We start from the raw sequence: 8,502 nt of genomic DNA, 5'->3' as shown, positions 1-8,502 counted from the left end.
GCGAAATATGAGATTTCGTTCGGCGTTTTCGGCGCGGTCGGCAGCGCAAACACGCGGCTCGTGCGGCAGGGCGATCGCTACGAGATCGTCATGGACGCCGTTGCGCAGGGCGTCGCGGGCAGCCTAAGTGGGCAAAGGCGCGAGAGCTTCCGCTCGAAGGGGCGCATCGTGGCGGGGCTTTTGATGCCCGATCTCTACATCCACGAGGTCTCGCGCAAAAAGGGCAAAACGACGAAAAACGAGCGCAAAACCTACGCCTTCGACTACGCGCGCAAAACGATAAAATTTCAAAAGTTCAAGGGCACGGGCGGCGAGCTACAGCTCGTAAGCGACGAAATTTTGCCCTATTTTGCGACGAACGACCTGCTGAGTTTGTTTTTCAATTTCTCCAAAATCCCGCACTCGGGCGATAAATTTTTCGTCCGAGCCGCAGGCGCAAAGAGCGCTGACGGAAGGATCGACATCGAAAGGCCGCGCGGAAGCGCCGCTGCAAATATCGCGAGCGAGCTTGGCGTCGCGCCGCCTAGTGATGCGGATGCAAACTCCGGCGCAACGGCAAGCGCAAGCTCTAGCGGAGCAGATACGAAAACCAGCACAACAGACGCAAATTTTAAAGGGCGCGGCGCGGGCGCAGATAAGCAGGCTGCGGCGATTTACGTGGTTTTCATCAACCAGCCGATATTTTCGAGCAGCCGAGGCGAGCTGCACCTGAGCCTAAACGAGCGCGGTTACGCCGATCGCGCCGTTTTGAAAGACGTGTTACTCTTCGGCGACATCCGCGCGCGGCTTGTGGAATGAGACTTCGTAAATTCGAAAAATGCCTGAGTTAAAAATTTTTAACTCTTAAAAGATAATTTGGCGCGTCTAGATCTTTATTAAATTTTAATTTCATATATTTTTTAAGCTCATTATATTCTTTATTAGTGGGTATAAATATAAAAAATTTATTGTAAAGCGCGTCTATAATTAAAGCATCGACAAACCTACATGAAAATAAGCCGCCCTTAAATAGATGAAAAATCATTTGCGGTATAAAAAGAAAGATAATTGCCCCCATGCAGCAAAATAACATTATAAAGACTATCATAGGGTCATCAAATATCGCGCCATAAATATAAGCGAGTACGTATATGGCAAGGCAGGTTTTTCCTATAATTCTTTCCGTTTCCGTATATTTTCGTGTTTCGCTTTCATAAACAAGTGCGAAAGTCTTTTTAAAATATAAAATATCATCAAATTTCATTACAAGCTGCTCGCCTGATTTTATACATTTTATGCTTGAGTTTAAAAATATAAATTTCCTTCCGTAATGCTGTGAAAAACCCTTAAGAGCCCTAGCAACCAAAGGTGCGGTGAGCAGGATATTCGCAACTTTTCTATCATAAGGGATGTTGGACACTAAATTTATAAACATAGCAAAACAAAGCAACGCTACTATAGCTATAATATTTACGATCGGCATATAGTCTTTGATGACTAGCGGCTCTTTGTCATAATCACGAGTTTTAGCGCCCCGCGATGAAATACCACCCGGGTTTAAATTTTGAAATTTTACCTCATCTTTTGAGTTCAAATTCATGTCGTTTAAATTTCTATCTCGGAAATTTGCGCCGCAAAGATGATCGGGTTGCGATTCGGGGTCTATTTGATTAAAATTCGCATTTTTAAAGCTTTTGCTACTCAAATTTGTATCGTTTAAATTTAATGAGCTGCGATCCGTTGCATCGCTTAGATCCGCATCGTCAAAGATATCGGCGCTAGCACCTTTTCGCAGCTTTTGCTTGAAAGTCCGACGTCGTTCGTTTAGAGGCTTTTTAGATTCCTCAAGCCGCACTTTATCCAAAAAATATCCTTAAGCTTAAACGCTCGTATTTTATAATTTCAGGCTTAAATCGCAATAAATCGCGCCTGTTTCGCGCATTTTTGATTTTATTTAAAATGTGTTTTGCATCGCGCCGCATACAGCGCAATTACGGCAGCAAGGGCGCGGCAAAAGAAACGGATCGCATTTTCGGATCGATTCATTTTTTAAATTTTCTTATGAAATCGCTCGCGTCCCGCGCCGTCATCACTGAGCTCATAACAGCGATCCTGTCGGCTCCCGCGCGTAGGACAGAGACAAAATTGCGCGGCGTTATGCCGCCCAGCGCATAAATTTCGCCGCCGTAAAACCCACGCACGGCGCGGATCAAATTTAGCCCCTTCGGCGCGAGCCCCGCCTTGCAATCGGTCGCGAAGATGTGGCTTAGGCAGATCGCGCTCGCGCCCAGCTTCAGCGCCTCGCGCGCCTCCGCCTCGCTGTGGCAGGAAGCGACCAGTTTTTTGAAATTTGCGCGCAAAAACTCCGTGCCGCGCACCGCGCTGAAGCTCCGCAAAACCCCGAGCGGCAGCCATAAATTTCTCTCGCCCGCCCGCAGCGCAAAATCTGCAAAATTATGCATAAAGATCGCGGGCAGGCGCCTTGCACTCTCTGCACTCTGCGCGCCCTCCGCGCTCTGCGAGTTTTCCTCCCCTTTTACGCTCTGTAAATTTTCTACGCCCTCTTTACTTTCCGAGTTTTCTGCGTACTGCGCGCTATTCGAGCTCCCCGCGTTTTTTACACTATGCACATCATTCGCATTTTCTGTACTTTGCGCACCCTGCATACTTTCCGCATTTTCTGTGCCCCATACGCCTTCTGTCGCGGATTTCGTTTCGCATACGACACCGCGAAGCGAAATTTCACCCGGCGCGCTATCATTCGCGCAGTTTGCAGCGCCTGTAAAATTTTCAGACAAAATTTCATCTAAAACGCAAGCGAAATTTTTAGGCCGTGTTTCATCCGTAGCGGTACTGTGCTTGCGGGCCATATCCGCGCAAAACCCACTTTTACAGGCGCGTAAAATTTTACCAAACAGCGCCGCATAGGCCACTTCGTCCAGATCCTTTTCGCGTACGACGATCTCGCCTACGCCTGCCGTGGCAAAATCCACTATGCGCGCGAGCAGCGCCGCCTCGCCGCCGCAGAGCGCGCGATTTGTGATGATCGTAATGCGCGAAGCAAGCTCTAAATCTAGCATTCGCCCGCTCCTTTAAGCCCAAAATCCGTGCGCGAAGCAGCACTCAAACTTAAAATTTCGCCCGTAGCGCTAGGAATTAAAATTTTACTTGCTAAGGCAAGCGCCGAAATCCCCGCTGTTACGCCATATTTCAAAATTTCGCCTGCCAGAACAAGAGCTGAAATTTCCGCCGCAACGCTAAAGCTTAAAGCGTTCACAAAGTTCCTCGATTTCAGCGGCTTTGCGTTGCCGCCGCATAAGAACCTTAAGCTCGTACCGTTTTTAAATTTAAAATTTAAGCCGCCCGCGGGCTCGGAATTTGTGCTGCCTTTAAATTTTAAATCCACGTATGTGTTCCTAGGCCTCAAATTTACACACGCATTTTTGAGCCCAGAATTCCTAACGTTCGCTAACACGATGTCTAAAATTTTATCTCGGCGTGCGGCGCTGTAAAATTCGGCGTAGTATTTTACGCTACGAATTTTGCTGCGTCTAGCGGCACTAAATTTGCCCGCAAGTAACGCACCGCAAATCTCGCCTCTTAAAAAAGCATTACAAATTTTACCCATGCGAGCGCAGAATTTCGCCGCATGAAATTCTAAAAATTTCGCCGCCGAAGCAAGCCTTTGGTGCCGAAGTTTCGCGGCGCAAGCTCGCATATCTGCGCTCTCACACATAGATATACTCGCTCATCAGCGGCTGCAGCCCGCCTGCGCGGATCGCCTCGCAGACCTCGCTTACGCTGCGCGCGTCGCTGATCTCAAACTGCTCGTCGCCCCTCTGCTCGCTGTGCCCGCCGATACCCACGCTCACGCCCGCCGAAATTTTGCTCGCCGCGATCCTGATCGCGTTGTCGCGGAAGCCCGCCCTTTCGCGCGTGGAGATCGTGATCTGCGCACTTGGTAGCAGCAGTCGATACGCGCACATGACCTGCAGCAGCTCGCGCTCGCCGACGTCCTTCGGATTTATTTTGTCGTTGTTGATGATCGGGCGCAGGCGCGGCACCGAAAAGGATATCTCGGCGCGCGGGTACTTGCGCTGAAGCAGCCACGCGTGCACGCCCGTCGCAAAGGCATCGCGGCGGAAGTCTCCGAGCCCCAAAAGCGCCGCAAAGCCCACGCCGCGCATACCGCCTCTGATCGCGCGCTCTTGAGCTGCGAAACGATACGCAAAAACGCGCTTGTTACCCGCAAGATGCAGCTGTGCGTAGCGCGCGGGATCGTAGGTTTCTTGAAAAACGGTGACGAAATCGACGCCGCAAGCGTGCAAATGGGCGTAGTCGGCGGAGTTTAGCGGATAAATTTCGACGCCGATTACCTTAAAATACTGCCGCGCGAGCTCGCAGGCGCGCCCGATGTAGCGCACGGGGCTGTTTTTCTCGCTCTCGCCCGTGAGGATTAAAATTTCTTCTAGCCCCGTCGCCGCTATCGCCTCAAACTCCGCCTTTAGCTGCGCTTCATCAAGCCTTGCGCGCGCGATTTTATTTTTGCAGTTAAAGCCGCAGTAAACGCACAGATTATCGCAGTAGTTTGAGATGTAAATCGGCGTAAAAACGGCAACGTTGCTACCGAAATGCGCCGCCTTCTCGCGCGCCGCAGCTTGTGCGATCTGCTCCAAATGCTCGCCCGCACGCACGCTTAGTAGCGCCGCAAAATCGCGCAGATCCCTATTTTTCGCGCTGATCGCCCTTTGCACGTCAGCCTCGCTCGCCTCCTCGCAAAAGCCCTCGCGCAGAACAAGCGTGCTCTGCATCATCTCGCTTCCGATATCCTCCATGCCCGCTAGATAGCCGGTTCCCATCATCTTTAAAATTTTCCTTTTAAATTTTCATTTAAATTCTATGCGACACATTTGCGCGTGCAAATTTACGCGCCGCAAAGTTTATTTTCGTTTGGTTTAAAAGCGCATTTTAGCAGGATTTCGGTAAAAAATTGCAAAATGAGGGGTGTCTATTCGCATTTTAAATTTTAGTGGTTATTAAAAGATGAAAGAATATACTTTTGCAAAATTTTAAGGAGAAGTAATGAAAAAAATCATCTTAGGTTTAGCCCTGTTGGGCTCTTTGGCTTTTGGCATAACTTTTAGCAAAGAGCAAGTTAAACAATTTGAGCAAAATTGCGAAGCAGGTGATTTTGAGGCTTGCAGTTACGCCGGCGCTCTTTATAAAAATCCGACCTTGTTCGGGGGAAACGCATCCGATAGGGATTATAAAAAAGCACTTTACTACTTTAAAAAGGCTTGCGACGGAAACGATTATGTAGCCTGCTCGGATTTGGGAGCAATGTATCATGGTGGTAAAGGGGTGAAAAAAGATTATAAAAAGGCTGTCGAACTATTCGATAAAGCTTGCGACGGCGGATATGCAGACGGCTGCAACAATTTAGGTTATATGTATGCAAATGGTAAAGGGATTAAAATGGATATGACGCGGGCTATGGGATATGCCAGAAGAGCCTGCGATGCGGGAAGTTGGATGGCGTGCGGGAATTTTGCTTCAGTTCTTGAAGCAGGTGGCGACAGAGCAAGGGCGACACAATACTATCAAAAGGCCTGCGAAATGGGCAAAAAACACCCAGGGTTATTCGGCTACGATAAAGACTCTTTACGAGAATACTGCGATAAATACGACATGCTAAAATAGCCCGCCGATCAATCGGGTTTCTCTCGATCGGGCTGCTTTCAGCCCGATTAAATTTTAAAATTTGATCGCCGAGCCTGCTGCGCGCTACACCGCTGCCAAATTATACTTTTCGCCACTACACTTTAAGATGCCTAGCGAAATGCGGAATTTATATCGTTCGGCATAGGGCTTAACAAAGTGTGCTGAGATTTAACTCACATGGCGCAAAAACCTTGCGCGATATGTATCTATACAAACCCAAGAAATGCAAATTCGGCGCAAAAAACACGGCTAGCACAACCAAGCCGCGTTTAAAATTTTAACCGCTATCTCAAAAATCCCGTTAGCGGCGAGCTTGCGCTGGCCGTTTTGCAAACGGCGCCAAGCCCCGCCAGATAGGCATCGCGCCCCGCCTGCACGCCGAGCGCAAACGCCCGCGCCATCAGCGCCAGATCCCCGCTCGTGGCGATCGCCGTATTTACCATCACTGCAGCGCAGCCCATCTGCATCGCCTCGCAGGCCTCGCTAGGCGCGCCGAGCCCCGCATCTACAATGATCGGCACGTCGATTTCGTCTAGTAAAATTTCTATCATCCCGCGCATCATCAGCCCGCGATTGGAGCCGATCGGTGCAGCCAGAGGCATCACGGCGGCAGCCCCTGCGCTTACCAGATCGCGAGCGACGCACAGATCCGCGTGCATGTAGGCAAGCGGCACGAAATCCTCGCGCGCTAGGGCCTCGCAGGCCTTGATCGTCTCGGCGTTGTCGGGCAGAAGGTATTTGCTGTCGCCTATGATCTCGATCTTTACGAAGTCGCCGCAGCCCAGCTCACGCGCTAGCCGTGCGATCCGCAGCGCCTCCTCGGCGTTTCGTGCGCCGCTAGTATTCGGCAGCAGCGTGACGCCGCGAGGGATGAAATCCAAGATATTGCGGCTCTTGCTTTCGTTCACGCGGCGCAGCGCAAGCGTGACGATCTCGCAGCCCGCGTGCCGCACGCAGGCGTCGATCATCGCGTGATCGAACTTGCCAGAGCCCATTATCAGGCGCGAGCTAAACTCCTTGCCGCCTAAGATCAGTTTATCGTCCATTCTATCCTCTTTAGTTTAAATTTTGTTTTCACATACGGCGCAGATAGCGCAATATCAGCGCTTGCGCGGCGCATTATACACAGCGCGAAATTGCGGCACAGATTGTGCGCCTTGCTTCTATCTCTATTTTAATGCGCCGCACGACGCCGCGTCCAAGCTTTAAAATTTCTCGTCAAATTTTACGCCACGACACAAAATTTTAAAATTTCACGCGCAGACTGCGGCTCGCTTCGCTGCGCGGAATTTTAAATCCTACGTTCAAAAGCAGCTCGCTCGCGCCGAATAAATTTTAAAATTCTACTTACACGCGAGCTGCGCACGACAAATGGTTTAAATTTCGTCGTTTAAATTTAGATCTCACGGCTAAATTTCGCGGCCAAATTTGCACAGCGCGCAGTAAATTTTACGCCGTTTTAAAAACGCGCGCCGTATACCCGCCGAAACGCTCGCCGCTTCTCAAAAATAATCGCGCAAAGCTAAATTTAGCGGCAATGCACAAAGGCACATAAATTTAGAAATGCAGACGCGCGATGGGCGGCCAGGCTTAGCCCTCCTCGCCCAAAATTAGCCTAAGCGCGACGTTTGCTTGATGTGCGGCGCAGATCGCTACGCGCGGCGCAAGCAGTCCCACGCCTTGAGCCGCGGCGCTTTTGCGGTCGCCGCAGACGAAGACGTTTTTGCCGAGCCGCGTCGTGCGGATCTCGTTGGCGTCGCCGCTGCCCGCCATGCCGCTAGCGCAGATCAAAAAGCGATCCGTGCCGCCAAGCGCGTCGAAAATCATCGCTTTCGCCGCCGCGTCGTCGAAGCACTCGCAAATTATACGCTCGTTTTTTAAAATTTCGGCTACGTTTTGCGCGGTAAGTCGCTCGTTTAAGGTTTGCACGCGCACGAACGGGTTTATGCGCGCGATTCTTTCGCGCAGAGCGTCCGTTTTTGGCTTGTAGAGATCGCCGATCTCGTACTGCTGGCGGTTGAGGTTGGTCGGCTCGACAACGTCGAAGTCGATCAAAAAGAGCTCGCCCACGCCCGCGCGCGCAAGCAGGATCGCGACGTTTGAGCCGAGCCCGCCGAGCCCGCAGATCGCCACGCGCGAGCCTTGCAGCGCCTTGTTTACGGCGGGGGCGTTGCGAGCAAACATCAGCGCGCGAAGCTCCTGCGGCGCTAGCTCCGCTCCGCGCGCGAGCAAAAAGAGCTCATCGCCCGCCTTCAGCTCGCAGTTCTGCGTGCTCGCATAGCCGTTTATCACAGCGATCTCGCCGCTAAATTTAACCTCGCGCTTCAGCCCGTCAAGATCGCTCGCGACCGTTTCGTAAGCTTTGCCGTTTAATTTTATCTGCATTTTGATCCTAAATTTTATCTTTTTGCCGTTTAAATTTATCGCGCAAATTTAAACTTGCGCGTGGAGCCTTGCATCTGCGCAAATATAGCGCGCATTGATGCGGTATTGTGGCGCGATTGCGACAGAAATCTGCGTGGCTACTACGCACCGCGCAAACGCTCGCATGAGCTGCAATGCACGCGGGGCGTAGCGAGCGCATCGCGTGCGATTTTGATCTAAAAATTTCATCGTGCTTTAACGCGTCATGTTTTAAGCCTACTGCGCGCATTGCGTTCAGCTAATACGGCGCCATCGTAGAGCCTCTGTACGAAATACACAGCGCAAGCTAAATCCGCCAAATTTAGCGCATTAATCCTCCGCTTATCGGTTAAATTTAAAGTCGCGAAGCGCTAGAGCGATCCGCCGAATTTAAAAGCT

General features: G+C 50.8%; 8 protein-coding genes. 2 read left to right on the top strand and 6 right to left on the bottom strand.

What is annotated here, in order from left to right:
• Nucleotides 1-90 precede the first annotated feature (90 nt).
• The gene (locus tag Q0369_RS07315) at nt 91-798 is read left to right on the top strand and encodes a DUF3108 domain-containing protein (RefSeq protein ID WP_298098011.1); all 708 of its coding nucleotides are present in this window, start codon (nt 91-93) and stop codon (nt 796-798) included.
• A gap of 28 nt (nt 799-826) precedes the next feature.
• Here Q0369_RS07315 and Q0369_RS07310 read toward each other — a convergent pair whose 3' ends face one another.
• The 4 genes from Q0369_RS07310 to thiH form a co-directional block, all read right to left on the bottom strand.
• A complete protein-coding gene (locus Q0369_RS07310) occupies nt 827-1,843 on the bottom strand; it encodes a pentapeptide repeat-containing protein (protein WP_298098008.1) in 1,017 nt (338 codons plus the stop codon).
• Between the two features lie 178 nt (nt 1,844-2,021).
• The gene (locus Q0369_RS07305; protein ID WP_298098003.1) at nt 2,022-3,059 is read right to left on the bottom strand and encodes a thiamine phosphate synthase; all 1,038 of its coding nucleotides are present in this window, start codon (nt 3,057-3,059) and stop codon (nt 2,022-2,024) included.
• A complete protein-coding gene (locus Q0369_RS07300; protein WP_298098000.1) occupies nt 3,053-3,715 on the bottom strand; it encodes a hypothetical protein in 663 nt (220 codons plus the stop codon). Before Q0369_RS07300 ends, Q0369_RS07305 begins: the two co-directional genes overlap by 7 nt.
• Nucleotides 3,708-4,841, bottom strand: a complete 1,134-nt coding sequence (gene thiH / locus Q0369_RS07295; protein ID WP_298097996.1) for a 2-iminoacetate synthase ThiH — start codon at nt 4,839-4,841, stop codon at nt 3,708-3,710. Before thiH ends, Q0369_RS07300 begins: the two co-directional genes overlap by 8 nt.
• A gap of 220 nt (nt 4,842-5,061) precedes the next feature.
• On the opposite strand from thiH, the gene Q0369_RS07290 reads away from it, so the two are divergent.
• Complete coding sequence (locus tag Q0369_RS07290) at nt 5,062-5,679, top strand: tetratricopeptide repeat protein (RefSeq protein WP_291939819.1); 618 nt, start codon at nt 5,062-5,064, stop codon at nt 5,677-5,679.
• A gap of 305 nt (nt 5,680-5,984) precedes the next feature.
• Here Q0369_RS07290 and Q0369_RS07285 read toward each other — a convergent pair whose 3' ends face one another.
• Nucleotides 5,985-6,746 (bottom strand): thiazole synthase, encoded by a 762-nt coding sequence (locus Q0369_RS07285; RefSeq protein WP_298097993.1) that lies wholly within the window; start codon nt 6,744-6,746, stop codon nt 5,985-5,987.
• Between the two features lie 544 nt (nt 6,747-7,290).
• A complete protein-coding gene (gene thiF, locus Q0369_RS07280) occupies nt 7,291-8,085 on the bottom strand; it encodes a sulfur carrier protein ThiS adenylyltransferase ThiF (RefSeq protein WP_298097989.1) in 795 nt (264 codons plus the stop codon).
• Nucleotides 8,086-8,502 lie beyond the last annotated feature (417 nt).

The sequence above is a fragment of the uncultured Campylobacter sp. genome (assembly GCF_938030685.1).
Taxonomy (GTDB): domain Bacteria; phylum Campylobacterota; class Campylobacteria; order Campylobacterales; family Campylobacteraceae; genus Campylobacter_B.
The sequence above is the reverse complement of the archived record's forward strand: the minus strand, read 5'-3'. Positions and strand labels throughout refer to the sequence as shown.

Coding starts and splice junctions, on each gene's coding strand:
- thiF (WP_298097989.1), bottom strand. CDS start 8,085: ATGCAGATAAAATTAAACGGCAAAGCTTACGAAACGGTCGCGAGCGAT.
- Q0369_RS07315 (WP_298098011.1), top strand. CDS start 91: ATGGACGCCGTTGCGCAGGGCGTCGCGGGCAGCCTAAGTGGGCAAAGG.
- Q0369_RS07290 (WP_291939819.1), top strand. CDS start 5,062: ATGAAAAAAATCATCTTAGGTTTAGCCCTGTTGGGCTCTTTGGCTTTT.
- Q0369_RS07300 (WP_298098000.1), bottom strand. CDS start 3,715: ATGTGTGAGAGCGCAGATATGCGAGCTTGCGCCGCGAAACTTCGGCAC.
- Q0369_RS07285 (WP_298097993.1), bottom strand. CDS start 6,746: ATGGACGATAAACTGATCTTAGGCGGCAAGGAGTTTAGCTCGCGCCTG.
- thiH (WP_298097996.1), bottom strand. CDS start 4,841: ATGATGGGAACCGGCTATCTAGCGGGCATGGAGGATATCGGAAGCGAG.
- Q0369_RS07305 (WP_298098003.1), bottom strand. CDS start 3,059: ATGCTAGATTTAGAGCTTGCTTCGCGCATTACGATCATCACAAATCGC.